Raw genomic sequence first — 26,984 nt, 5'->3', positions numbered from 1 at the left:
CACATGCAAGCAAAAACAACTTCGGAAATGCTATAATATTTCCCATAAAAAATACCGTACATAGTTTCTTATGTACGGTATTTTTTTATCGTTTATCTCAAACATATATATAATAGAAGAAACTCATGTGAATTTTGATTCACTTCCCTCATAGATTCCACTTTTAGTTTCTCTACATGAGCCAAAAGGATACTTTTCTCCTATAATAACCTGGTATATTTTATGGTATTTCTAACATTTGACTCTTAACTTGATTCTGTAACTTTGTTAAAATGATATCAGTTTAGGAGGGTAAAACTATGAAAAAACTATCAATTTTTATGTTACTCACGATACTTATTAGCGTAATCATTTCGCTACCCCAAAAGGCCTATGCTGATGAGCTATCAGGACATATGCATGAAAGTGGTCTGCGTTATTTGATTTCCAAAGGAGCCTTGCTGAAAGATGCAAATGGCAGCTATCGTCCGAATGATACTGTTACACGCGGTGAATTCGCCACATACATAGCAAAGGCTTTAAACTTAGAGACAAAGGATAATATTACGTTTACAGATGTCTCTGACACATATTTATTTGCCAATGAAATCAAGCTTGCCGCTACTGCTGGCATAATTACCGGCTACACAGATGGGACATTTAAGCCAGATGCACGTATTACAAGAGAGCATATGGCCGTTATGTTAATTAGAGCAGTGGATTATTTAAAAATCCCAAAAGGTACTTCCTCTATTACATTTAAAGACAATGCTACAATTTTCAAAGATTTTCGTCAGGACATTGCCATAGGTGCTCAATTAGGGCTTATTAAAGGAAGCTCTAACGGCATGTTTTTACCTAGAGACAATGCTACAATTGCTGAAGCATCAACTTTTATACTTCGCTTAATTCTCCTTGCTGATACTGTTGAAAATAATAATGGGAATACTGATAACAATGGTAATAATGGAAATTCCAATAATAATGGGGACTCTGGTAACGACAATAACTCAGGTAACAATAATAATGCGCATGCATTTATCGTTAAAGAAATCTCAAATGGTAATCTCGTAGACAAGCAATCTTATGCTAGTTTTGAAGCTGCTGAAAAAGCGATGACAAACAGTTCTTTAGTGGTTACTCAAAATAATAAGATTATAAAAATGTCTTCCGGTATTATTGTCACAAATAATTATGTCGCATTAAATTCCGAAACAATTAAGGATCAAATTGCCGTTGCTGCTAATACAGAAATGGAGTATCTAGGTAGTGATGCGACTCAAGTAAGGGTACGCTTAGCTGGACAAGTTGGTTCTTTAAAACAAGCAGATGTTACCTTGATCCCTTCCGCTTTAGTAAAGGGACGCGCTTATTATACAAATGAAAATGGTGAAATTAAACATACCTTATATGATTATAAAACCAATAAGTACTCATCTAGTTACGTCTACGGCAAAGCACCTAGCTTTATGAAGCAAGGTGAAAAATACTTTAGCTGGGATGGTATTACTTTTACGAATGTAAACGGCTCTTCAAAGGGAGAAGGCTATAATTACTATCAATTCTTACCTGCTCGTGCTACGACACAATATACAGCTGAAGAAATTGATCAATATATTATGCAAAAACTAGCTGAAGTTGAGAGCTCAGGTGCTTCTATTTACAAAGACGCAACGACAAAAAGTAAACTCATTGGTTTAGGCACCGAGTTAAAAGATGTCGAAGCGAATGCCCATATTAACGCCATGCTTATTTTAGCACTGGCACAGCATGAGAGTGCCTACGGGATGAGTGATCATGCTCAAAATTTGAATAACCTATTCGGTTTATATGTGTATGACACAAATCCACTAAACAAAAAGTTTGATAGTGTTGGCGCAAACATTAATGAGCTTGTCGAAAAGTTCTTGCAACCTAATTACATTATGCCTGGCGGTCGTTATACAAATGGTTCAGTCGTTGGCTCTAAAGCAATTGGATTTAACGTAAAATACGCCTCTGACCCTTTCTGGGGTGCCAAAATTGCTGGACACTACTATCGTGCAGAAAAAACATTAGGCTATAAAGATGCTAGTAACCCGTATAAAATTGCACTAACAACAACAGCTGGTCTAAATGTTCGTGCTGATGCATCCACACAACAAAGTCCATTATTCACCTTTAATAAAAGTAATATGCCTGTTATCGTCACAGATACAGGTGCTAATGGTTGGTATCAAGTTATTTCAGATAGATCGCACTCAGAACCCGCTTTTATTAGTAAGGATTATATTAAATTCATCGCTACCGTAAAGTAAAACTAAAAGGCTACCTCTCTTAACAATGGAGGTAGCCTTGTTTATTTTTTGGAAAACTGGGTACTTATATAAGTAAAGAGAAAAAACGACCCCAAAGCTAGTAAACTTTGGCATCGCCTCTTCAACTCTTATTGTTTTTTATAGTATTGCAAAATACCATTATAAATAGATTCTGCAAATAGATTTACGTATTGATCATTTGTCATTTTATTGTGATCCTCAGTGTTTGTTAAGAAACCGAGCTCCACTAGAATAGATGGAATGACCATATTACGAATTACGTAGTACTGTTCTTGTTTAACACCACGATTTTTCATATTTAAATTGCTAACAATTTGGTTATTTACAAATGTGGCTAAATCTATGTCTTCCTGATACATATCTCCTGTAGATATAGCATAATATGTTTCAGTACCTTGTGCTGACGTATTGGCAGCGGAATTGACATGGACACTAACAAAAATCTCACCGTAGTTTGCTTGCGTGAAATCTACTCGATCTTGTAATGATGGGTACGTATCACCAGTACGTGTCATATACACTTTGGCACCAGCATTCTCTAGTAATTGCTTTACTTGCGTGCTGACCTTTAATGTAATGCTCTTTTCAGAAACAGAACCTTTTACTGTCCCTGGATCTTTACCACCGTGACCTGGGTCTAAGATGATAACGCGATTTTGCAAAGGTTTAGCGGTCTGATTTAATAGTTTTAAATAAGATTTATGAACATAACCAGTTTGTCCATTATAAGAGATTTCTGCCCAGTAACCGCTGATGCTATTAACTTGGACATACTCTCCTTTATTCAGCTTGAAAAGTACTGCTGACGTCGAATTACTTTGACTGCGCACATTTAGATTAGCAACCGTTACTCTTCCCAGTACATCTCCTGAAGTAACAGGTGGTATCCCTGGATCTGGATCTGGATTAGGTTTCTCTTCTTCAACCGTATCCGTTGTACTATTGGCTACCACATACCCTGGTAAACCATTCACTTGTGTTAAATAGTAGCCACCTACTGTTTTATACACTGGTAATTTTACATTTGCTTTAATCGTTGAAATTACTTTTGCTGAAGAAGTTGGCTTCACATATAAGTTAACAGCATTTTTTGTCGTTACTTCTTTTTCGACTGCTCCTAACGCATTGCCATCTGCATCTAAAAATTCAGCATATTGTTTAAAAATATAAGCATAAGCACCTTTATAAGATACTTTTAACCAATTACCTTCAACTGCATATACTGATAATTTACCGCCTGTATTGACTTTACCTACAATGTTCGTAGTTGAAGCGCTATCCGTTGATTTACGAATATTTAAACCATCTGTAGTTACTTTTACTAAACCAATAACCTGAGATGTATCAGGTACAGTTACACCTTTTACAGGCAATTCTAAACGATATTTCTCATTTTTTGCACGTGACACAAATAATGAGAATTGTGAACGTGTCACCGTGCTGTTTGGTAAATACGTTTTACCTGTCCCATTAGTGATACCATTATAATAGATTGTATTGATATATTTCACATATTCGTGTGTGATCCCTACATCTGTAAATGGTGAATCGATTCCCTCATACTCACTTGTATCTAAATTAAATGCCTTTGTTAAGACATAACTCATTTCTCCACGAGATAGAGCTTTGTTTGGTAGGAATTCACCTTTTATATTTTTGTCAAAGAAACCTAATTGTACAGCACGTTCTATATAACCTGACATTTCAGTGCCTACTGTAACATCTGAAAAGCTAGATTTATTTACGACTAATGGTTTGTTTCCGGAGGCAACGACAACCATTTTGGCTGCTTGTCCTCTCGTTACATTGTTATTTGGGCCAAAAACTCTTTTACCATTCACAAAATAGCCTTGGATAACACCCAAACTTACTAAATAATTAATTTCTTCATAGGCTGGGTGATTTTTAGTGACATCTTCAAATGTAATATTTGAGTTGGTAGCTGCACTGACACTTGCACTATGTATCGTAAACATAGAAGCCGAAATGAATAAGACGCACAAGATAAGACTAATTTTTTTGATGTTCAATGTCTTATTTCCTCCCTTCTTGTTCTCTTAACGTGTCCATTTTAACAAAATTAGCTAAATAATGCATCATACAATAGAACTGTTAAATTATATTTTCCATATCACTTCCTCTCCTAAGTAGTTATCATAAAAATAGAAGAGTCTGCGATTGCAAACCCTTCTTCCATTATACGCTATTCAAAAGATCAATTCTTGCAATTTATGACAAAATTTACATGTGAAATTTATTGTTGAATTCTTTCAATAAAAACTTTAAGTTGGTTGATTTTTAGTAATTCATCAGAGCCGAAGCTTCCATCTCCATCGCCATTTGTAACACCATTAGAAGCAAGGATAGAAACATAATGACTAGCCCAGTTATTTTGAGGAACATCGCTGAATGCTACTGCTTCTCCTTGGTTTTCAAGACCGAAAGCTAGTACTAAAACTTTAGCGATTTGTGCACGTGTAATTGGTGACGACGGGTTGAACTTACCGTTCGCATCACCTTCAAAGATACCTAATTTTTCAACAGCGGCAATAGCACCTGCATTTGCGCTTGTTGGTTTTACATCTACAAAATTAGTAGTTGTATTAGAAGTATCTAAGTTTAAAGCTTTTGCAATTTGTACGGCAACTTCTGCACGAGAAGCATATACTGAAAAGTCAATTGCAGCTTTTTTAACTTCAGCTTGTTGTTGTGAATCAAATGTTGCCACACGCTTTGCCCCTACATAACGAGATCCCCAATAGTATGGATCGTTAACATTCGAATAGCTAACACCTTGACCCGTTTGCGAGTGGATCATATTACCATCACCTATGTATATACCCACATGTGAAATACTACTACCACTTGTATTGAAAAATACTAAATCACCAACTTGTAGATCACTCTTTGCTACTGCATTACCTTGTTGATATTGAGAGCCTGATGTACGATTTAATTGAATGCCTAAGTCAGAAAATACTTTAGAAGTGAATCCAGAGCAATCAAAACCACTTGTTGTTGTACCACCGTATTTATATGGAATACCTAAATATTTAGATGCTGTATCAGTGACATCTTCTTTTGTCGCTGCTTCAGCAGTATTTATATGAGTTGTTGAAAATAACATAAAAGATGCAAAAATCGGTAATAACCATTTCTTATTCATACTTTTGTTATACCCCTCTCAAAACTTTTTTGCCTATACATAGACTATCACAAAAGAAGCACTTGTTATTTTTCATTTGTGTAACGGTTTTAGACAGCAAAAAAACGCTGTAATACCAACGTTTGGTGGTATTTCCAGCGTTAAATGAAAGACTTTTTTATCATATTTTGGAGATTCCGTAACATTCCTGTAATATTAGAGATTCTTTGTTACATAACAACTTATTGACTAGAAAACATTTGGACCCAATAGTAATTTCTTTTGCTATCCTGTGCTATTGCAACACCTGTATTCGTATAGTGTTCTTTCAGAATATTATCCCGATGACTAGGTGAAGCCATCCATGCCTTTACAGCAATCTCAGGAGTTTGGATATTTCTCGCGATATTTTCTCCAAAGCTCGTGTAGTCATAATCAAATAAAGTTGCTAAATCCCATGGGGCACCATAAAACGGCGAAACATGTTCAAAATAATGGCGCTTCACCATATCCTGCGCTTTAATAATCGCGATTTGTGTCAATTTGGGATCATAATTAACAGGTTCTAGCTTTTTCTTTTGTCTTTCAACATTAATTAACTCAATAACCTTTTTCGACCACTCTGTAGAAAGGTTGACTGTTGGAATATAATCCTTTGCCAAATAATCATAGGCCACTTCCAATTTGTTTATTTTTTGCTGAAAATAAATACTTCGTTCAACAAACACCGCAAATTGGGCACGTGTCACTAGCTGATCAGGTGCAAAATGTTTAACATCTACCCCACTTATAATACCGATATCTGCAAGTGATTCAATATAATTATGGGCCCAATGCGTGTCAGGTATATCCGCAAATTGGGTATTATTTTTGCCGTCAACTTTAAATTGATACGCTAATGCAAGCATTTTCGCCACCTGCATTCGCTTTAACGGCTCCTCAGGATGAAAAGCTTCCCCTTTTTGGATAACCCCTAATTTAACAAGCTGACAAATCTCTTTGTAATAAGGATGAGTCACTGGTACATCCTTAAAATTCACAGTATTTGCAATGTCTACATTGCTTTGAATAGAACGAGCAATAGCAGCAGCAGCCTCTGCCCTTGTAATTGCCTGCTCTGGTTTAAATTTGTTATCGTTATATGTAGTCATATATTGTTTTGTAAGCATATGTTGTATCGAAGCGTTTGCCCAATATGAATTCGAAACATCCACGACATTGGCAGATGCCGCTTCTACCTGACTTAAACTAGTTAAACTTCCTATGGTTGCAGCTATTGAAAGGACAACGATACTCAGTATTTTTTTCAACAGGGCTACCTCCTCAATCTGTCAAATATGTAGCAAACGGCGCTTTTTCATCACTGAAGGCAGGAAACGAAAAATCACCATACATACTATATGATACGAAATCCAAATAAGATAGTTTCACTTTTTTTGGAAAAAAATAAATAGATTCATCATCTATCATTATAAAAGGAGTTTTCCCTTACTATTCGTTGGGAAAACTCCTTTTTTCTCATACTATTGAATCATTTTAAGATATTCTTCTAAAATACGGTAGTTATACACTAATCCCTGTTGCTCTATCGACAATGAGCTGTAGTCTTTTTGAGCTGCTAGCACTTTTTTCTCAAATGATGAGCTATCTGGATCGATATTTCCAATCGCTTGAACAACCTTGAGAACCGCAGCTACATCTTTTTCAGCCTGTTTGAGTAAGTCTTCATTGATGACTTGTCCCCGTACTTTAGAATCCAGTGCCTTAAAAGCAGCCACGGCATTGGCCACATCTTCTATATATGTTGGGGAGCTTGGAGAAAGTCCCGCAATTAATTCAACGACCTTTTTGACATCGGCCATACTTTTCTCTGCTTCTAATAGAATTGAATAATTGGAGATACGCTGTTTATCTGTCGTATTCAAACTATCATATTCTTTACGTACGGCTTCAACCATACCAAAGTAGAATTTATCCTTAGGATTCAATTTTGCAATGTTATTATAAACCTTTATCACGTTGTCTAAGGATAGTAATAATTGGTCATTATACACATAGCGTCTTTGATCCGCATTCAGCTTATCATAAGCTTTTAAAATCTTTTGATATTGACTATCCATATCCTTGGCTGTTAAAAGTCGATCAATATCCTCCACAATACTTATAACGGGTTTAATCAGCTTTTCTTGGTCTTGTAATACTCTGTAGTTTTGCACAGCTCGTTGCTGATCCTTTGGTAAAGCGTTATAAGCAGCACGAACTTCTTGAATGCGTTTAACATACTGCTTCGGATCAACAGATGGTAAAGCATCAATCATTTGCATTACATTGCCAGCACCTAGGATACTTGACTCAGCAGCCTGCAATAAGTAATAGTTTGACACATATTGCTGCAAATCGGCAGGTAGTGCATCATATAGTGAACGCGCTCTTGCTGTATCTTGAAGGAATGTATTACTTGAAGATTTTAGTTTATTAATCACTTCTACTACATTGGATACAGGCTCATATTTTAGGAGTACATCAATATTGTCGATGTATTTCTTTTGATCTTTTGATAGTTTGTCATATGATTTACGGACAGAGTTGACCTTACTAACAAAGCTTTTCGATTCTGGATCAAGTTCATTAATTTGTACCATCACAGTTAAAATAGGTTTAACCTCTTTTTCACGTGTTGTTAAGTCTTTAATATTCGTCACTAATTTCTTTTGATTAGATGACAGCTTATCATAGGCAACACGTGCATTCATCAACTTCGTTAAGTAGTCTGCATCTTGCACTTCTGTTAATTTAATTAGCTCAATTACGCCCTCAGCTAACCCCTGTTCATTTTCAGCAGCTACCAGTGCATCATAGTTGATAATGGCCGTTTTCTTCTCTTCCGTTAGTGCATCGTAAAGCTCACGTGCTGTTTTCATATCTTGGTAGAATGTTTTACTTGTTGGCTTTAACGTAGCGATCAGGCCAATTAATGAAGCCACATCCTCGACAGCTGTAAGATTCGCATAATTCGTCACATGCTTTTTCGAAACTTCATCAAGGGCATTATAAGCCTTACGTGCGGCAAGTACCTTTTTTGTATAATCCTTACTTGATGGGTCCAAGGCAGTGATCAGCTGAATAACCTTGATAACAGCTTTATTGCTCTTCTCATAATTGCTTAACGTTTTTGCCTGCTCCACAAGCTTCTGCGCATTTTTATCCAATGCTTTATACGCTACTGTTAACTCGGCTACCTTTTGTACAAATGTGTCTGGATTCTCATTTGCTAATGCAAGAACACGTTCATCGAATGCCTTTGCCATATCGATATAAGATTGTGCTTTTGTAAGATCAGGATAATTAATAACCTGGGATTGATCTGCTAATGCAGTGTATGCATCTGTCGCTGCTTTCACATCATCCTTATACGTTTTTTTAGAAGGATTTAATGCATTAATTTTCACAATTACATCTATTACAGGTACAACATCTTTTAAATTCTTATAATTTTTGACATAGGTCTTATTTTTGTCATCTAGCTTAGCGTATGCTGTATAAGCTGATTTGGCTTTTGAAATATAGCTCTTAGAGGATGGATCCAATTTTTCAAATTGTGAGATGACACTCACAACGGTTTTATATGATTTCTCTAAATCTGTTAAGACTTTAATATTCGTTACACGGCTTTTCGCTGAAGATGGGAGGCCATCATAAGCAGCTCGTGTAGCTAAAATATCTGTGATCATATCATTTGATTGACTTAGTTTTGATATTTGCTCAATTACACCTGCTATCACTAAATCTTCATTTAATAGATTGGATAATTTCTCTTCAATTTTACTTTTCATTGCCGCCAATGGAGCCGCGTCATCACCATTACCAGCATTTAACGCCGCCACTTTTGATTGCAGGTCCGTAATTTGAGTCTTGTAATCTTGCATTGTCGGTTTTAGGGCATTCGCTTGTTTCGATAAAGTCGCATATTGGAATAAAAGTTTTAAGCGGTCATTTTTTTGCACAAACACCTGTTCTTCCACAGTTAATTTGTCAAAAGCCGATTGAGCAGCAAATGTTTTGCTCTCAAATGAAGAAGCTTTAGGATCAATACTATCGATTAATTTATCCACGCTTAAAGATGCATTGTAAACTTTCTCCCACTTTGTTAGCTCGGCAAGATTATTGACAATTTTTTTGACATTCGCCACGTTAATAGCCGTGCCAGTTGTTGCTGGTGGCACATCATAAGCAGTACGAGCATCTTTTATCGCTTTCACTTTATCTGGAGCACTTGCACTTGCAATGGCCACAATAAGTTCTTCAATTTTCTCAGCAGAAGCAATATTTGCTATTGCTATATTTAAATCAGCTGTATTTTTCACAAGTTCTTTATCAATTGTTAATAAATCATACATACCTTTAATCGAATTTACTTCTGTCCGATAAGCTGTCTCATTGGATACACGCAGCGCTGAAATTCGTTTAGAAATATCAGCAGCCTTTTTATATTGTTCGAATGTAGAATAGTTCGCCACTAACTTTTGTGAAGTTTCATCTAAAGCGTTGTAGGATTTTTCAATAGCTGTTACGGCACTAATGAAACTTGTTGCTGAAGTAAAGTCTGCTGGTTTTTTAGCTATTAATTGAGTAATACTTTGTGAAACTTTATCTATGGATGACAGACCCGCTATAGCATCCTTATATTTTTTAAAAGGTGTTACCGTATCATTGTTTGGATTATAAGCTTCTATCGCTTTCTTTTGATCTGTTGTTAGTAAGTTATAAGCTGTTGTAACTTTATCTAGTACCGAAGAGATAGCTGGATAATCTGTTGGGTTTTGCTTAAATACATCAACTAAAGCATCAAGCTCTGTAGCAGTAGTTTTTACTGCCGCTGCATCGCCAACTAGTTTAACTAATTTCGCAATATCTACTCCTTTGCCCTTAAAATAGTTATTGCGATCAGCCTCTTTATAGCCATATTGTAAGACTGTTCCTCGAACCGTATTGGTGATGCTGCTAGCACTATTCGCAAATGCTGCATCGACAGCTTCTTCAAATTGTTTTTGTACAAATAAATATGATTGATTTGTCGTTTCATTACCTAAAAAACTTTCATATTCTGTTTCTACAGCTTTCACATCGGCTATAAATGTCTTACTAGTATAAGAGACTGCACTAATTTTCTTCCAAATTGCTTGGAGTTCATTTAATAGGCGACGTTGCTCCACTACATAGTCGTATTTTGCTTGAATAAGCGCCTTTTCATTGTTATCAAATCCAAGGTCATTCGAATTTTGTACAATTTTGATATCACCATCAGCTATAACCATCTCATTAGCAGTTGAATTCTCTGATAATTTACCGAATTGGGCAATGAGCTGTTCCTTTGTCGTTGCAGCCGCTACAGGGTTGACATAGGAAACTTGCTCCGTTTGTGCTATGACACGAGATTGTGCATTATTTTCCTGTGCATTTGCTATAGCTGTTGGTGCTAATAATAGACTTGTTATAACACCTGCTGTCAATTTTCGATTCAATCGAACCACCCTTTCATTTTTTATGTATAGGAAAATGATTGTGTTCATTTTCATTTATCTTGAAATGGCATGTGAATCCTCTTTTTAGGAAAGTGCGCAATCAAGATAAAGCATCCGAAGATCATTGAGATTTATTTCGAGCAAAACCGAAAAAATCTGGACATAATTACGCAGTGACGTAATTAATTAATCATTACTTTAGTATCGGTGTAAATTGCATGTTTTCAAGCCATTCTATTATATTTACAAAATAATGGGCGTCAAAAGTAGTTTTTCAAAATTACTAGCTAGAAAAACAGGAAGTTATTTCAATTATACTATACAATAGATTTAACTTGATTCTTCGGATTTCGAATGCCTACAGAATCATAATAAAGCCTCTGGCAGATAATACAGATTTTTGAAAATGAGCTTTCGAGTAAATATGAAAAAATGTGACACGAATCCGCCGAGGTGTAAATGGTATTAGGATGTTTTTCATCCATCGACATGTAATGACAAAATACGTTTTTTCAACGAAATTATTGGAAAAAAACAGCTATTTTCATATGTCATAATGTCTTTACAAGGTGTATACTACATCTTTGATATCCTATTTTGGAAGAAAGGACGCTGTTTATGTTTTACCATTATAAGTTCTGGCATAGCTTAAAAAATCCTACCTACTTTACAAACACCGTAGAAAAAGGCGAGATCATTGGATATAAAAAACGTGCATTAACGGTGTTCATCCTTTTCATCCTATTGTTTGCTGCTCGCGAATATTGGGGAATGGGGACAGAAAATCTAACGTCCTTATTTGCAATGGATTTACAAAATGAATACTATGTAGCACGCGTACTTTCCATGCTTGGTGCCATTTTATGGGCGATTATTTATTTTTGCTTCCATTATTATGGTGTTACCTATCTATTACATCTATTAACGGACATTCCTTATATTTGGATAAAAAGAGTCCAGCTTTATGTTGTTGCCTTCCTGCTCATTGAAAAAGCATTCCTGTTTGCTGTCTTCTATAGCGTTGGCTATACAACGATGTTTTCATTCTTTTCTTTGGCACCCGCTGCCCTACAGGTCATTGAAACTGATTTCGTATTATTTACAATCAATCAATTGACAGTAACGACCGTTTTAATCATTATTGTGCAGTATCTATTCCTGTCGAAATGGGAGGAAGAAGCTAGTAGAAAAATGTTAGTAGTCAAATTGATTGGCGTACAACTATTTATGGCCTTATTTGTAGGCATGATTAGTGTACTACCCATTAAAGAATGGATTGCTAGGGGGTTAGGATGATGGCATTTATCAAGACAAAACCATGGACAAGTATAGGTATTGTGTTGGCGATGCTCATAATCGGTATAAATGCTTATTTTGTTTTCAAAGAAGATAGCACCGTGACACGATCCTACTTTATTGACGAATTTCAGAAAGCCTATATCGGCACAAATACAGAGCGTGTCAATAAGGAAACTATTGTTGCACCTGCCGAAACATATACCATTACAGCTGATGCAACAAAGTTATCCGCTGTCAATGTAAAGCGTGGTCAAGAAGTAAAGATGAATGATTTACTCGCTACCTTTAAAACAGATGAAGTAGACGAGGAGCTTACAAAGCTTGAATCAGAACGTACCGCCTATGAAACAGAATTAAATGATTTACTAGATGCACTTGATCAAATTGAAGATGATTACGACGACTCGAATCCAAAAAGCTCTATTAATACCGATCAAATCAATGATAGATTGTCTGTTACATTAAAATTAGAGCTTGCTCAACAAAATTCACTGTCGACAGCAGTTGCACTGTTAAATCGACATATTGCTGAAACGAATCGTCAAATTGCACTCATTGAAGCGCAAATTACACAAATAGAGTCTCGCCAAGGTATTATCAGTCCAATCGACGGTATCGTGTCAGCGGTGAATGAAGAAGCTGGTGCTTTAACCTTTGAAATCTATTCTAATGAAAAAGCCATGTATGCTTATTTATCAGAGAAAGAATGGCAAAAAGTACAGGAAGGCCAAACGGCTGATTTTAAGGTGAAACATGTCAAAGATGCATTATCTGGCATCGTATTAGAAAAACAAATGATTGCTACAGATGATGAAACATTTTGGGCAAATGAATTAGCCAAAACAACAGTCCTCCCGCAACCAACAAATTATGAAATAGTCCTGCAACAAGATGAGCCAATAGAGGATGTACCGTTTTCAACAACTGGCAAAGCCTCCATTATTGTCAATGAAGCGTTCGATTCTTATAAAGTCGATAAATCGTGGTTAGCGACAACAAAAAGAGGAAATAAAAAGCTTCATATCATTAATCAGGATGGGAAAATCCAACTGATAGATATTAATGTCGAATTTAGTACGGCTCAATCAGCTATTTTCTCGGACTATCTCGATGAAGGAACACCAATGCTCTCTAATGAGAAGCGCAATATGGAAGCCTATACCTTCCGTACTTTACCTATTGAGAAATTACACTGGAAGCAGTTTAAAGAGTTAACTTGGAAACAGTATGTAAAATACATTGTTTTCTAAATGCAAAATCCGCCTCACTCTCTCTAGAGACGGGCGGATTGTTTTTGCTAAAATACCCCCTGTAGTTTTTACAGAGGGTATTTTGTGCGTTATTTTAATGATAAGCATCTATTTAAGAAGCTTGCAAATTGAGCACGAGTAATTTGTGCATCAGGTCTAAATGTATTATCTGGGAAACCTCCTGTTAAATCATTCGCCACAAGTGCTTGGATATTGCTGTATGCCCAGTGCGTTGATTTAACATCTGTGAAGGAAACTTTACTTGTACCTGTTAATTTGTATGCTCTTGTTAAAATCGCAGCCATTTCTGCACGTGAAAGCTGTCCGTTTGGATTGAACTTCCCTGCTTCTTGCCCTTTAATAATGCCAGCCTGCTCGACTGCTGCAATGGCACTATATGCATAATGACCTTTACTTACATCTTTAAAGCTAGAATCCTTCGTTGTTGATAAATTCAGTGCTCTGGCAATAATTGTAGCTGCCTCTGCACGTGTAATGGACGCTTCTGGCTTAAATGTACCGTTAGAGTAACCTTTAATCAGCGATTTATTGTATAAGCTTTGGATTTCAGAAAACGCCCAATGCCCTTGGTTCACATCCGTATAAACCAATTCTTCATGATTATCTTTGTAGACAGCTTGTAATTGATCGAAGTATAGCTGACCTTTCTTTTGAAGAGAAGCTGTCGGTTGAGCAACATATAGACGTTCGAATTTCAATGGTGTTGCTAGATTACTTGGAATATCCGCCGTTACGTATTTCCAACCACTCCAGTCTAAGCCGCCCTGACTTGTAAAATCAATCGTGTGCTTAGCTCCTGCTCCATCTACGACAACACCTCTTAGCCAATGCTTACCTGCATCGCCAAACACCCAAACACCAATATTTTTTGGCTGACCTGATATAGCAATTGGTGTTTTAGCAACCATATAGGCAGCCTTTGTCCCTGTGCCTGCTACAGTAAAATCATAGTTTAATTGCATACTTGCTGTTCCCTGTCTCGCATACTCTTTAGAGTTTGCTAAAGAAGCATTCGCTTTTGCTACTTCCGTAGTCCAAGAAGACGCATTATCAAAGCTATCTAGTACAATAGGTTTTTCTGCTAAATCTATTACTTTCACAGCTGTAGACGTACGAATACCACCATATTCCCCTATAATCTTCCCTTCACCCTTTTGTGTAGCTGTAAAGGTTGCACCATCCATCTTGCCGATATTTCCTTCAACTGACCAGTTCATATTCGCTGGGTTGATGGTCATCGGATTTAAATATTGGTCATAAGCAGTTGTTACCTGCATATCTACAGAAGAACCTTTCATGACTTGTCCAACACTACTTAAGGTAATGGATTTTGCGTTCCCTGGTGGTGCTGTGTTAACAACCTGTAAAATGGCTGATACACGACGCTCACTACCCTCAGATGGTTTATTTACAAGGTTGGCGAAATACCCTCCTGGATTGCGCACGACCATCGCTGTAGAACCTCCACCATCTAAGTTAATAGCTGAAGTTGCGCCCATTGAAATTAAATGTGAAGCTAAATCGGATAAATTAACACCATTACTATGCCCACTTAATCGGCCATCAATTGTAATAAGTGATACCTTCGTACCTGTAGCATCTACCGCTACTGCTGTACGAGGGCTACGTGTTGAAGCAAAACCGGAATTTGTTGGCATTGAAATATCAACTTGACCATTGCGCACAAGCATTGGACCTGCAGCTAAGATGAATTGAGCATCCATCCATTTTTGATCAATCGACAAGCTGACATCCACATTTGTACCTGCAGTGATTTTGCTTAATTCAGTGGCTAATTCTTTATTTTGTACAGAAATAACAAAACCATCCGCTGGTACAGATGAATTTCCTTCTGCTCCATACGTCGTTACATGAGAAACTGTGCCTGAGAACTGATCACCAAAATGTAAGGTTTTTGTATCTTGGCTAGCACCTGACAATACTAGTTCTATACCCCATGCATTCGTTCCAGTCGTTCTTTTTTCTGACGTATATAAAACGTTTTTATTTGTTCCTCGTTCACTATTAATCAGATCAATAGGATAGCTCTTTCCATTTACTTGGAAAGTTAGATTCGTAGTATAATAATCTGCTATCGCTTTCCCTGATTTAGATAAACCAAAAGCAACCGGCTTTTGTGTCGGGCTATCAAACGTATCTCCCAAAATTCCATAGTTGACAATTTCATTCTTTTCAGCCAATAAATTTGCAGGCATACCATTTCCTAAAAAGTATGAAGCATTAACAGCTCCAACAACACGATGGCCATCATATGTGTTTTGCTTTGCCATAGCTGAAGTTGTTTTGAGGGAATTAATAGGATTTGGCATCCCAATTTCTAGTTTTGTATATGTATTATTTAAATTTACATCTAAAACATTTACAAACTGACGTATAGAACCTGACGTATAGGTTTGCTGTACGTGATTTACTTGTGGTGATACCTCTGTTTTCACTTCACTTACCTTATTGCCAAAACCAGCAGCTTGTCCATCGATGGGACTAACTGTTAACATAAGCACAAACATGACTACAACAATTGATACTAATTTTCTTGCCAATTTCTTCACTCCGAATTAATCAAAGTATGGCACGATGTCATGTCTAAATGACCCGTGCCAGTGACTTCTTTATTTTGTTTCTACATAAATTGCTACTGGAAGATTGACCCCACCAGCATGGATCAGCTCTAATTCAATCGTATCTTTTGAACCCTTCATCTTGTAATCAGGTAATTCAACATACTCCGCCCCTACTCTTAATGAAGGTACTAAATATACTTTGCCATTGACTTTAATAGCACCACTGTATAAGCCCCCTCGACCAGCAAGTTTCAGCTTAATCGTTTTTGTTGAGCCTGTTGGATTATCAACTGGGATAGAAACCTTGTAGTTCATACCGAAATGGCCTGGATTTCCGACTGCTCCATTAATTTGTGATAATGAATTTTCAGCCGTTTGTAGATGATCTGTACGACCATTAGAAATGTTATAGCCTACCTCAGGTGAGTCTACTGTATAAGCTGGTAGTTCTGCTAGAATCGTAGCACTTGGCCAAGCACCTCTTGGATGTTTCGCATACTCATCAATCGCAACCTGATCGGATTGAATCGTTGTTAAATCACTATTATCCTTTGTAAGCACAGTGCGAATCGTATACTCTGGTTTTCCACCATTCATCGCTTGAATATCTAAATCATGTAAAAAACCAATAATATAATCGTGGTGTAGGTCGTATGTTTCAATGACCTTTGTTTCTCCTGGTGCAATGACAATACCACTACTGTCCGATTTATTAAGCTTGTTATTTAACGTAGCGTCCGCAATCGTCAAACCAATATCGTGACCTACCCAGCTATTACCTGTTTTTTGGTTAATACCTCTTGAATCAGTGACCTTAATGCTTTCTGTCGTAGACTTGTTTTGAACCGTAATCCCAATATTGACATCTGTGCCTAACGTGTTGTAATGCCAACCAAAGACACGATGCTTATTCGTCGTTGCCGTAGGTTTCACATCATATTGTGCAAGCGTCATATTGTTCATTGGTACAAGCTTACGTGTTAATGTCTCTGGATTATCACTAATAAATAGATCACGGTCCCCCTCTAAACGAGCTGAAGGAACAGTTGTTGGTGATGACGTCGTGCCATATGATTTTTCAAGGAAGGAGCTAGTGAACATATAGCGATAAACGTAAATATACATTTCTTTTTTATCGCTGATATAACGCAAATTCCCGCCTAACGCATTCACAAGGAACGAAATAGGGACATACATTTTTCCTTTTTGAATAAATGGCTTTTCTACTAATGTTACAGTCTCGTTATTTACAAGAACTTCATTACTATTATCCTTGAAAACAAAGTTCATGCCTGCAACCTGTAGTTCGAAGGATTTGTCAGGTAACCATGTGCCAGCAGAATCATCTAAATAATCATGGATATAGCTAGCTGGTAAATAAGATCTTGAATCTTTCATAATAATAGGATCTTTCATCACGATACGTTTGTTATTGATATGTAGAATATAAGGATCTTCCAGAGGCGTTTCTGGTTGTTCATCTGATAGCGTAATATCTACTGATTGCGTAACCGGATCCCAATTGACATTGCCATCAAAGTTTTCACTTACAAAACGCAATGGCATATATGTACGATCTTTATACATAAATGGTGCAACATCCATCGCCACTTCTTGTCCATCTACTATTGCCGTCATTGAATCAATTGTTAAATCTACCATCTTTCCATTGCGAGTAGCTGAAGCTGTCAATGTTTCCTTGTTCCAGTCAACACTCGCACCAATCGCTTCATACAAGGCACGCATTGGTAATAATAGGAAATCGGATTTATTTAAAATAGGGTCATAGACACTAATCGTCTCTCCATTAATCGTAATCGAAACATTGTTTTTTATCTGAATTCCATTGTTACTAGCTGCTGATGCAGACGCTTGTCCAGGCAATATTGTAGCCAAAGCAACTGCTGATACAATACATGTATTCCTTAGTTTCTTAAACATGCTAATCTCCTTTTTTTCACATTCAATAGTCTTTAACATCTTAACATGAAAAAACCCCAAAATGTGGGATTCTTATCGAAAAAAGTAGAATTCGGTACTAGAGTTCTAGGCCTTCTACTTCAAAAGCTTCATATAAGCAAAATATTTTTCCAATTTACACGAGCATTTTCTGTAAAACTCCCTTGACTATATGGACAAATAGTTTCTATTCATGCTAGTACCTCAAATTATTCCATTAAGTAGACTCGTTTTCGTATAAAAAAGTTACATTACATTTACACTATTTTAAAAAAGAAATACATAATAATGAAAAATCTAAATTTTATGATTCTGAAATAGATAAACAGATGGTTGTAAGGATAGTGGTAGCACGAAAAATAAAGGGGGCTAGGCTTGCTAGTTTTGGGTAGAGAATAAGGTAGCATTATTCTCTTTTCATAATGCTACTGTGGTAATAAAGGGACTAAACTACATGAAAAATATTAGGGAAACAATAATTATTTAATAGACTCTTAATAGGTTATTCTAAAAATTCATTTCAAAATGATAAAGCGCTCCTCTTTAATTACTTATTTGCAAATTAAAAAAGGAGCGCTTTTTAAGTTTTTCTACCTTACGATCTCTAGCACAGCTTGCTTCACCTGCTCAATCTTTTGCTGTGCCTGTTCTGCTGTTTCACCTACTATACCAATATAAAACTTGCATTTGGGTTCTGTGCCAGACGGACGAATAGCAATCCACGAATCGTCCTCAAGGATAAACTTTACTACATTTTCTTTTGGAAGGGTTAGTCTCTCTGTTGTACCGTTTGCTAATATAGCTTGTCCTACCAAATAGTCTTCCGTACGAAGCACAACCAAACCAGCAATTTTCTTTGGCCTATTTTCACGTAAACGTCGTAAAATGACCTGCATTTCTTCTTGTCCATTTTTGCCTTCAAATTGTTGGGAAAGCAGAGTTTCTTTGTGGTAACCATATTCCTTATACAAATTTTCTAGCTGATCCAGCAATGTGTAGCCCTGCTTCTCATAAAAAGCAGCCATTTCAGCCACTTTCAATGCAACTTGAACTGCATCTTTATCTCGCACAAATGTTTCAATTAAATATCCATAGCTTTCCTCATAGCCAAATAAATACGAGTATTCACCTGTTTGTTCGTATTCAGCAATCTTTTCAGCAATATACTTAAAGCCTGTTAAAGTATTTACTGTCGCTACATCGTATTTTTTAGCAATATGAGTACCTAATTCTGATGTAACAATCGTTTTTAGCATAACTCCGTTTTGAGGTAATGTACCGTGTTGTTGTTTTGTTGACAATATATAATGCAGCAATAAAGCACCAAGTTGATTCCCTGTTAAAAGCTCGTAACTATCGCCATCTTTTACAGCTACACCCAAACGGTCAGCATCTGGATCGGTCGCTAGCAATAGATCTGCCCCAACCTGTCCACCAAGTTTCATAGCTAACTCAAAAGCTTTCGATTCCTCTGGGTTTGGATAAGGAACTGTTGGAAAATCTCCATCTTGCACAGCTTGCTGTTCTACAATGTACACTTGTTGAAAGCCGAATGCCCTTAACCCTTCACTAACTGGCACCAAACCAGCTCCATGCAATGGGGTATAAACAAGCTTCATATGTAAAGCTACATCTTGATTATTTTTTAAAGTTAAAAGACATTTTAAGTACTCATCATCTAAATCACTCGCAAGCCATGTAACATACCCTTGCTGTTCTAATATTGCAAGTTCTTCTATCTTAATAGAAAAAATGTCACTTATGTCATTCATATAGTGAACAATATCGTTTGCAAACTTTGGCGTTAGCTGTGCACCATCTTCACCATACACTTTAAAGCCGTTATATTGTTTTGGATTATGACTTGCAGTAATCACTACACCAGCATAAGCATTTAATTTACGAACTGTAAACGACAACTGAGGTGTTGGTCTAGCTTCTTTATAAACATATGAACGAATTCCATGTGCTCCAAGTATACTTGCAGTCTCACAAGCAAATTCATAGGAAAAATGACGTGTATCATATGCAAGTACAACGCCACGCTGTTTAGCTTCTTCCCCATTAGACTCAATATAACGAGCAAGACCTTCTGCCACACGACGAATCGTATAAATGTTCATACGATTCGTTCCAACACCTAGCACACCACGCATGCCACCTGTCCCAAATGATACATATTGATAAAATCGATCTTCTATAGCCTGTTCATCATGAGCAATAGTAATAAGCTCCTCTGCTAAATAGCTCGGAAGTGGCTGAGCTAACCAATGATAATATAAATCTTGGACATTCATCATTTACTTATCACCTTTTCTTCTTGCAACAACTCTAGCATCTTACTTTTATAGGCTTCTACGCCCGGCTGATCAAATGGATTAACCTCTAATAAGCAGGCACTCATCGCACATGCCTTCATGAAGAAGTAAATCAAATAACCAAGATGATAAGCATCTAGCTTTGGCAATTCTAGTTGAATAACAGGCACCTGACCTTCTGCATGTGCCAGGGCTGTTCCTTGCTTAGAAATAGCATTAATTTCATTAAAAGTACGTGTCGACAAATAATTTAAGCCATCCTCATTCCGTGCGTCAAAAGGTACGGCTAAATCGCCCTCAATCTCATGGAAATGTAATAATGTTTCGAACATGACACGACTGCCTTCCTGAATAAACTGTCCAATTGCATGTAAGTCGGTAGAGAAGTTGACAGTAGAAGGATAAAGCCCTTTATACTCTTTCCCTTCACTTTCACCAAATAATTGCTTCCACCATTCATGAAATTTATTGAGACCTGGCTCAAACGAAGCCAGTAATTCAATCGTATAGCCTTGCTCATAGAGCATATGACGCATCACCGCATATTTGTAGGCATCATTATGTGCCAAATCTTCCTCGGCTAGCTCTGTTGCAGCATGACGAGCACCATTCATTAAAGCACGAATATCTACGCCTGCAACAGCTATAGGTAGCAAGCCTACAGGAGTTAAAACAGAATAACGCCCACCCACATCAGCAGGTATGACAAATTGACGATAGCCTGCTGTATCAGCAATTCCTTTTAATAGACCTTTATCTGCATCAGTCGTTACGATAATGCGCTCTGTTGCCTTTTCACCATACCGCTCTTCCATATATAAACGCATGACACGAAAGGCGAGCGCAGGTTCCATTGTCCCACCTGACTTTGAAATTACATTGACATATACTTGTTTTTTATTTAAATAAGCGAGAAGCTCTTTAATATAGGCTCCACTCATATTAAGACCTACGTAGACAACTTCGATACCACCCTTAGCTAGCCCGAAGTAAGGCATCAACGCTTCCTGTATCGCACGCGCACCTAAGAAGGAGCCTCCAACACCTACAACAACCAAAACATCTGCACAAGCTCTTATCTCACTTGCTACACCTTCAATAGAAGTAAGCATTCCTTCATGATTCTCTAGCGGTGACTCTATCCAGCCTGTTAGAGGAAATTGTGGCAAAGTGTTATGGATTTTTTTTACACGATCTTTATATTGAATAAGATCGCTATTATTTAGCGAACAATTCAGCAATGTTGTTTTTACAATTTCTGTATACACTATAGAATCCTCTCTTCTAAAGGTAAATTTTGATATCTATATTATGACATATAAAAAAAAGAAAACCAACTCGAACCCTGTCGAATTGGTAATTAGAATTGTTTTTTATGCCAAAACCATGCACTTTTTATGATATCTTGTATGTCCAATCGGGCCTTCCATCCTAATTCAGAATAAATCTTATTCGCATTGGCGACTAGCCTAGCAGGATCACCCGAACGTCGTTCAACATACTGTACTTTCGCCTTTTTCCCAGTAATTCCCTCGCACGTTTCAATAACTTCTTTCACCGAATAACCGTGACCATTACCTAAATTATATGTTGCTGTTTCAATTCTATTTTCTAATAATGCCTCGAGTGCCAATAAATGCGCGTTAGCTAAATCAGTGACATGAATATAATCTCTAATACAAGTCCCATCAGGTGTATCATAGTCAGTGCCAAAAACTGAAATTGATTCTCTTTGTCCTCCTAAATGCTGAAGGATAATCGGAATTAAATGTGTTTCTGGATTATGACATTCGCCAATTTCAGCAGTTTCATAAGCCCCTGCCGCATTAAAATATCGTAAAACAACAAATTTCATCCCATAGCTTTGTGCGAAATCAGCTAGTATTTGTTCAACCATTAACTTCGACTGTCCATATGGGTTGATTGGATAAGTTGGCGTTTCTTCATCAATGATATCAACTGACGGCATCCCATAAGTTGCAGCAGTAGAAGAGAAAATAAACTTATTAATTTGATTTTGCTTCATCATTTTTAATAAATTTAATGTAGCGACAACATTATTCTCATAGTATTTCAGAGGATTTATTACAGACTCACCGACTAAGCTATATGCTGCAAAATGTAAAACTGCTTCTATTTTATAAGTATCAAATATGTGTTGAACAGTAGCAGGATCTCCCAAATCACCTTGTATAAAAATAGCTCTTGCATCTACTGCCCAACCATGACCAGTGCTTAGATTATCCAGTATAACGACATCCTGAGTTTTTACTAATTCTTTCACAAAATGACTACCAATATAACCAGCACCACCAACAACTAGTATCATATCGTTTCACCACTTAACTGTTTGGCTTTTTTTAAGATAAATTCTTTTATCCCCGCACTTAAATCATCACGTTCTAATGCAAAATCAATAATTGTTTCTATAAACCCCAATTGCTCACCAACATCATAACGTCTTCCTTCAAAGGCATAGGCAAAAACTCGTTGGATACCATTTAAAGATTCAATTGCATCAGTTAATTGAATTTCTCCACCTTTCCCCTTCTTCTTTTCGTCTAAGAAGCGGAATATTTCTGGAGTCAATATATAGCGTCCAATAATGGCAAAGTTAGAGGGCGCTTCCTTTAATGCAGGCTTTTCAACAAATTTAGTGACTTGCATTAATTTGCTGTCACTGCTTACCGGATCTATCACACCATAACGATGAACGTCTTCATTTGCCACCACTTGTACACCAATGACACTTGATAAAATGTTCTCATATTGATTCATGAGTTGCTTTAAACAAGGCTCTTCACTTTTTACAATATCATCACCAAGCAGGACAGCAAAAGGCTCATCACCAATAAATTTACGAGCGCACCAAATGGCGTGCCCTAAACCAAGTGGCTCTTTTTGTCTTATGTAGTGAATCTCTACATTGGCAGATTCCTGCACCTTTTCAAGAATATCAAATTTACCTTTTTCAAGTAGATTTGTTTCAAGCTCTAACGCATTATCAAAATGATCCTCGATGGCTCGTTTACCTTTACCTGTAACTATAATAATATCTTCAATCCCTGATGCAATTGCTTCCTCTATAATATATTGAATCGTAGGTTTATCTACTATTGGTAACATTTCTTTAGGCATTGCTTTTGTAGCAGGAAGGAAACGTGTACCGAGTCCAGCTGCTGGAATAATTGCTTTACGGATTTTTTTCATTGAGCGTCACTTCCTAAAGAAATTCACATGATTTCAAATCAGTGTTATACAACACTATCAAATTTGAAAACTATTGAATTTAATTTAATAGGCATTTTTATTTACAAAGCCATTGATAATTGTCTTCATAATTATTTTAATATCAAATAGTAAAGTCCAATTTTCAATATACTGAATATCGTGCTCTATTCTGTCTTCAATTGAAGTATCTCCGCGCAATCCACATACTTGTGCCCATCCTGTTATTCCAGGTCTCACATGATGCTTTACCATATATTTTGGAATTTCTTCTTTAAATTGATCCACAAAATAAGGTCTTTCAGGTCTTGGTCCAACAATACTCATGTCACCTTTGAGTACATTAAAAAATTGTGGAAATTCATCAAGGCTTGTTTTTCGCAGGAAGGTACCAAATTTAGTCCTTCTTGGGTCATTTTCAACCGTCCATTGTGTATTAGAATCTTCTACAGTCATGTGTTTCATCGATCTAAATTTATACATATAAAACGTTCTCCGATTAAGACCCACGCGCTCCTGTTTGAATAAAATAGGTCCCGGAGAGGTTAATTTCACGCCAAGAGCAATAAATAATAACAAAGGTGATATAACAAGTATTGCACATAACGAAAAAGCAATATCAAATATTCGTTTCAGTACTCTATTTATATATTCATCTAATGGTATGTCCCGGACATTGATAACTGGTAAATCACCAAATCGTTCAAAGTATGGAGTTGCAGGCAGGATATCATAGAAGTCTGGCACAATAGATACTCGTACACCTGCCTTTTCGCAGGCTACTATAATTTGGTGATATTTAGAAAAAACTGTTAAAGGCAATGCGATAACTACTTCGTCAATTATTTTATTTTCTAGTATTGTTGGAAGATCTTCTATCTTTCCTAATACTTTTTGTTCACTATCGATTTGTTTAAAATCATCCAAAAAACCAATTACTTGTAGCCCATATTCGGGATGGTTATCTAAGTTTTCTATATATCTATTTCCAACTGACCCCGCTCCCAAAATTAAGACAAACTGTTGGTTGAAGCCTTTTTTTCTCATCACTCTTAATAGTTGCTTAACAAAAAAGCGATATACGACGATTACCAAAAATCCTACAAGAAGATAGATGATTAAGAACATCCTTGAAATATCGATCGTTTTAACAATAAATAAAGCACTTAACAAAACAAACATACTATAAATTTGTACTTGGATTATTTTAGAAATTTCTTTTGCAAACTTCATTTTTCTTTTGGGTACGTATAAGCCTATCAAAAAGCCTATAGCCAAAAATGCCACCGAGTAAACAATGTTCCAAATGAAATAATCCGTTAGTGGCAAATAAGACCCTTGCTGCTCTTTATTAATTACAAAGCGAAAATACCATGCAACAGCAAATGCTAATTGAATAAAGATGAAATCTGTTGTCATATATAGCTGTGTAATAAAGCGCTCTTTTCCTCTTATCACTTTAATCACCTATTTAATTTTATTATTTAATGTACTCTTTTCAAAAGGTTAGTTATTGTAGCCGATGTTAGTTTTAATGTAATTCCAGTATAAACGACACTATTAACAAAAAAGTTATACCTTTTTGCATAATGTTTTTTATGGAATAAATACATGGCCCTATGGAACTCATACACTATTTTAAATGGTTTTTTTCTACTACTAGCACCCTTATAGTGAGTAATAGATACCGTTGGATTATAAACAATTCGCCATCCTGCTTCTTTAATTCTATAACACCAGTCTATATCTTCCCCATACATAAAAAATTCTTCATCTAAAAGCCCCACTTGCTCAATAACTTCCCTTCTTACCATCATAAATGCACCTACTAAACAATCAATGTCATGTATTTCTTTCATATTTAGGTAGCTTTTATGATAGCTATTATATTTAGGGCTAGTAGGATATTTTTGAGCTAAGCCCATCATATAATAGAAGGAAGCTTCTGGAGTTGGAAAACCTCTATGACAAGCCTTATCCAATGTACCATCAGCTAAATTTACTTCGCATCCAACAACACCAACATTCGTTTCTCTATCCATGAAACAAATAATTTTATCTAATGTATTTTCATTCACTATAGTATCAGAATTTAATAATAAAACATAACGTCCGTTACACTCTCTTATTGCTTGGTTATTTGCTTTGGAAAATCCGACATTTTCTTTATTAGATATCGTTTGCACTTGAGGAAATAGATTCTGAATTTGTACTATAGAACCATCTGAAGAAGCATTATCGACTACAAAAATCTCGTATAGAAAACTTAAATTTGATTTTATAACTGATTGAATACAATCAATTGTTAGCTTTTTAGTATTATAATTTACAATTACTATACTTAAATCCATTTTAATTTTTACCATATTCCTTTAAAATATTGATAAATCTTTTTCGAAGGAGCCTTTCTATAGGATTGTATAAACATTTTCTTATTTTTTAAACTTTTATACTCTATAAAAAGAAGTTTATATGCATAAAAAAGCTTTCGTTCTTTTAGTAGAATATAAACTAGACAAGATGCTTCATATATAAAAATAAAAGGAAAATGCAATAAAAAGTAAAATATGTTATCATTTTTAATAATATAAAAATGTCTATTGATATAGGAATGCTTTCTGGTTTTAAGGGAGATATCCTTCCTTGATTTATTATCCTTCCAACCACGTTCATGCTGTGCTATGGCTTTAGGGACAAAACATATTTCCCAACCTGCTAACCTTGCTCTCCAACTTACATCAACATCTTCTTTATAAGCAAAAAAACTCTCATCAAAAAATCGCCCATCTTCTGAAATCATATCAATCATTTCTCTTTTATAAACCGCTGCAGCACCTGAAACTCCAAAAACATTTATCATATCATCATATTGTCCTTGGTCTACTTCTCCACTTCCCCGATCAACTGCGCGACGACTTTTCTTAATATTAATCCCTGTACTGTCAATAATATATGAATCTAAATCTCTATATAATTTACCAGTTGCAGCACCAACTTTTTCATTAAGCTGCATAAATTTTATAATATGTTCTATATAATATTTATCTAATATCACATCTGGATTCAATACTAAAACATAATCTGTCTCAGCATAGTTTAAACCTTGGTTATGACCACCTACAAATCCACTATTTATGCTATTTTGAACAAAATAAACATTTGAATAATGAGAAACAACGTCTTTAATACAATCATTTGAATCATTATCAATTACTATTATCTTCTCAACTGGATATGATTGTAAAATCACTGAATTTAAACAATCTGCTATATAATCCGCACTATTATATGTAACTATTTGAACAGCTATACTAGCCAAATTACCCCTCTATTCCTTTTATAATACAATTTAATTATAGCTTT

16 protein-coding genes are annotated in these 26,984 nt (G+C 36.1%); 3 read left to right on the top strand and 13 right to left on the bottom strand.

Translation table 11 applies throughout. The features are described from left to right. Positions 1–299: 299 nt before the first annotated feature. Positions 300–2,276: an S-layer homology domain-containing protein gene (locus B3D94_RS05215; protein WP_069480048.1), complete on the top strand. Its 1,977-nt coding sequence runs from the start codon at positions 300–302 to the stop codon at positions 2,274–2,276. Between the two features lie 128 nt (positions 2,277–2,404). Here the strand turns inward: B3D94_RS05215 and B3D94_RS05210 are convergent, their stop codons facing one another. The 4 genes from B3D94_RS05210 to B3D94_RS05195 form a co-directional block, all read right to left on the bottom strand. Further along, positions 2,405–4,327, bottom strand: a complete 1,923-nt coding sequence (locus B3D94_RS05210; protein ID WP_291755389.1) for an N-acetylmuramoyl-L-alanine amidase — start codon at positions 4,325–4,327, stop codon at positions 2,405–2,407. A gap of 224 nt (positions 4,328–4,551) precedes the next feature. Continuing rightward, on the bottom strand, positions 4,552–5,463 hold the full coding sequence (locus B3D94_RS05205) for a C40 family peptidase (RefSeq protein ID WP_069480047.1): 912 nt from the start codon (positions 5,461–5,463) through the stop codon (positions 4,552–4,554). Between the two features lie 221 nt (positions 5,464–5,684). Beyond that, the gene (locus B3D94_RS05200) at positions 5,685–6,752 is read right to left on the bottom strand and encodes an S-layer homology domain-containing protein (protein ID WP_069480046.1); all 1,068 of its coding nucleotides are present in this window, start codon (positions 6,750–6,752) and stop codon (positions 5,685–5,687) included. A gap of 213 nt (positions 6,753–6,965) precedes the next feature. After that, positions 6,966–10,973, bottom strand: a complete 4,008-nt coding sequence (locus B3D94_RS05195) for a cell wall-binding protein (protein WP_291755405.1) — start codon at positions 10,971–10,973, stop codon at positions 6,966–6,968. A gap of 609 nt (positions 10,974–11,582) precedes the next feature. Here B3D94_RS05195 and B3D94_RS05190 point away from each other — a divergent pair. Together B3D94_RS05190 and B3D94_RS05185 are read left to right on the top strand one after the other, a co-directional pair. Further along, complete coding sequence (locus tag B3D94_RS05190) at positions 11,583–12,260, top strand: hypothetical protein (RefSeq protein ID WP_291755386.1); 678 nt, start codon at positions 11,583–11,585, stop codon at positions 12,258–12,260. Next, positions 12,257–13,513: an HlyD family secretion protein gene (locus tag B3D94_RS05185; RefSeq protein ID WP_175422978.1), complete on the top strand. Its 1,257-nt coding sequence runs from the start codon at positions 12,257–12,259 to the stop codon at positions 13,511–13,513. The genes B3D94_RS05190 and B3D94_RS05185 overlap by 4 nt, the downstream gene beginning before the upstream one ends. Before the next feature lie 89 nt (positions 13,514–13,602). Here the strand turns inward: B3D94_RS05185 and B3D94_RS05180 are convergent, their stop codons facing one another. From B3D94_RS05180 to B3D94_RS05140, 9 genes are all read right to left on the bottom strand, one after another. Then, on the bottom strand, positions 13,603–16,104 hold the full coding sequence (locus B3D94_RS05180) for an S-layer homology domain-containing protein (RefSeq protein ID WP_254664217.1): 2,502 nt from the start codon (positions 16,102–16,104) through the stop codon (positions 13,603–13,605). A 60-nt stretch (positions 16,105–16,164) separates the two neighbouring features. Further along, the gene (locus B3D94_RS05175; protein ID WP_069480041.1) at positions 16,165–18,057 is read right to left on the bottom strand and encodes a stalk domain-containing protein; all 1,893 of its coding nucleotides are present in this window, start codon (positions 18,055–18,057) and stop codon (positions 16,165–16,167) included. Between the two features lie 608 nt (positions 18,058–18,665). Further along, complete coding sequence (locus B3D94_RS05170) at positions 18,666–20,372, bottom strand: phospho-sugar mutase (protein ID WP_069483236.1); 1,707 nt, start codon at positions 20,370–20,372, stop codon at positions 18,666–18,668. Next, positions 20,372–21,661: a glucose-6-phosphate isomerase gene (locus B3D94_RS05165; protein WP_069480040.1), complete on the bottom strand. Its 1,290-nt coding sequence runs from the start codon at positions 21,659–21,661 to the stop codon at positions 20,372–20,374. Before B3D94_RS05165 ends, B3D94_RS05170 begins: the two co-directional genes overlap by 1 nt. Before the next feature lie 92 nt (positions 21,662–21,753). Beyond that, entirely contained in the window at positions 21,754–22,722 is a 969-nt protein-coding gene (galE, locus tag B3D94_RS05160; protein WP_069480039.1) for a UDP-glucose 4-epimerase GalE, read from the bottom strand. Continuing rightward, positions 22,719–23,603, bottom strand: coding sequence for a UTP--glucose-1-phosphate uridylyltransferase GalU (gene galU, locus B3D94_RS05155; protein ID WP_069480038.1), 885 nt, complete (start codon positions 23,601–23,603; stop codon positions 22,719–22,721). The genes galE and galU overlap by 4 nt, the downstream gene beginning before the upstream one ends. An 84-nt stretch (positions 23,604–23,687) precedes the next feature. After that, the gene (locus B3D94_RS05150) at positions 23,688–25,079 is read right to left on the bottom strand and encodes an undecaprenyl-phosphate glucose phosphotransferase (RefSeq protein WP_069480037.1); all 1,392 of its coding nucleotides are present in this window, start codon (positions 25,077–25,079) and stop codon (positions 23,688–23,690) included. Positions 25,080–25,105: 26 nt separating this feature from the next. Continuing rightward, positions 25,106–25,972 (bottom strand): glycosyltransferase family 2 protein, encoded by an 867-nt coding sequence (locus B3D94_RS05145; protein ID WP_069483235.1) that lies wholly within the window; start codon positions 25,970–25,972, stop codon positions 25,106–25,108. Between the two features lie 8 nt (positions 25,973–25,980). After that, a complete protein-coding gene (locus B3D94_RS05140; RefSeq protein ID WP_069480036.1) occupies positions 25,981–26,940 on the bottom strand; it encodes a glycosyltransferase family 2 protein in 960 nt (319 codons plus the stop codon). Between the last annotated feature and the right edge of the window lie 44 nt (positions 26,941–26,984).

Origin of the sequence: Lysinibacillus sp. UBA5990 (assembly GCF_002429815.1) — a bacterium.
GTDB lineage: Bacteria > Bacillota > Bacilli > Bacillales_A > Planococcaceae > Lysinibacillus > Lysinibacillus fusiformis.
The sequence above is the reverse complement of the archived record's forward strand: the minus strand, read 5'-3'. Positions and strand labels throughout refer to the sequence as shown.

Bases quoted from the DNA above. Each gene is read 5' to 3' on its own strand.
- B3D94_RS05215 (WP_069480048.1), top strand. From the start codon at position 300: ATGAAAAAACTATCAATTTTTATGTTACTCACGATACTTATTAGCGTA.
- B3D94_RS05205 (WP_069480047.1), bottom strand. From the start codon at position 5,463: ATGAATAAGAAATGGTTATTACCGATTTTTGCATCTTTTATGTTATTT.
- B3D94_RS05190 (WP_291755386.1), top strand. From the start codon at position 11,583: ATGTTTTACCATTATAAGTTCTGGCATAGCTTAAAAAATCCTACCTAC.
- B3D94_RS05185 (WP_175422978.1), top strand. From the start codon at position 12,257: ATGATGGCATTTATCAAGACAAAACCATGGACAAGTATAGGTATTGTG.
- B3D94_RS05175 (WP_069480041.1), bottom strand. From the start codon at position 18,057: ATGTTTAAGAAACTAAGGAATACATGTATTGTATCAGCAGTTGCTTTG.
- B3D94_RS05170 (WP_069483236.1), bottom strand. From the start codon at position 20,372: ATGAATGTCCAAGATTTATATTATCATTGGTTAGCTCAGCCACTTCCG.
- galE (WP_069480039.1), bottom strand. From the start codon at position 22,722: ATGATACTAGTTGTTGGTGGTGCTGGTTATATTGGTAGTCATTTTGTG.
- galU (WP_069480038.1), bottom strand. From the start codon at position 23,603: ATGAAAAAAATCCGTAAAGCAATTATTCCAGCAGCTGGACTCGGTACA.
- B3D94_RS05145 (WP_069483235.1), bottom strand. From the start codon at position 25,972: ATGGATTTAAGTATAGTAATTGTAAATTATAATACTAAAAAGCTAACA.